Raw genomic sequence first — 1,005 nt, forward strand, 5'->3', positions numbered from 1 at the left:
CTTCTAAGGCCAACGAAAGCGAAGAATCCGGCACTTTATGGATACTGCTGGCAATCAACGGCCTGATGTTTCTGGTCGAGATGACGATGGGCCTGATCGCCCAGTCCGCTGGCCTGATTGCAGACTCGCTAGACATGCTTGCCGATGCCGCCGTCTACGGTCTCGCACTTTACGCCGTTGGGCACGGCATCAAAATGCAGGTCAGAGCGGCCCATGTGGCAGGCATCCTCCAGCTTATCCTTGCCGCTGGGGTATTGGTTGAAGTTAGCAGACGTTTTCTGTTCGGCAGTGATCCTCAGTCGTTAATGATGATGGCCGTCGCCTCTGTTGCTCTCATTGCGAATATCAGTTGCCTGCTCCTGATCGCAAAACACCGTGAAGGCGGTGCTCACATGAAAGCCAGCTGGATATTTTCAGCCAACGACGTGGTCATCAACCTGGGGGTAATACTTGCGGGGCTGCTCGTTGCCTGGACCGGGTCCAACTACCCAGATCTGATTATTGGCGGAATTGTCGGTGGCATCGTCTTGATGGGTGCCAAACGCATACTGGCACTGAAAGGCTGAACCTTTCGGGGGCAGGCGGTCGATTATCGGCTTGCCGTTGCCAATCTACGGGGAGTAAACATCAATGCACAGTGAACTGAAGCCATCCTATATTGCGGAGCTTGAGGCGACAGGCAGGGCGGAAGGCGCAGGCGATTTCCAGACAGCCTTCACCCATCTGGAACGTGCCCATATCCTCAGCCAGAAATATGCTCTGGCGCACGCTGCAACCCACTTACGGATGCTCAGACTGGGTTGGCGAACAAGAGACGTTCGTGAGGTGCTGGGGCAGTTGACCCGAACCATTGCCGCCCTGGTCTTTTCCCGAATTTGGGTTCCGGTCGGAAACACCGGTCGTGCAAACGTCAGCGCGTTTGCACCCATGCCGGTGCCCGAGGATTTGGCAGTGGTGCTTTCGGAGGCGGAGGGAAGGCGTGACTAGAATGTTCGCTTTTGTTTA

2 protein-coding genes are annotated in these 1,005 nt (G+C 55.7%); both read left to right on the plus strand.

The genetic code is table 11. From position 1 onward, the window contains the following. The coding region (locus Q674_RS33470) for a cation transporter (RefSeq protein ID WP_023009215.1) at positions 1 to 566 on the plus strand (566 nt) is incomplete at its 5' end. A 64-nt stretch (positions 567 to 630) separates the two neighbouring features. Then, on the plus strand, positions 631 to 987 hold the full coding sequence (locus tag Q674_RS33475; protein ID WP_014420763.1) for a DUF3703 domain-containing protein: 357 nt from the start codon (positions 631 to 633) through the stop codon (positions 985 to 987). Positions 988 to 1,005: the final 18 nt, after the last annotated feature.

Source organism: Marinobacter sp. EVN1 (assembly GCF_000475375.1).
Classification (GTDB): Bacteria; Pseudomonadota; Gammaproteobacteria; order Pseudomonadales; family Oleiphilaceae; genus Marinobacter; species Marinobacter nauticus.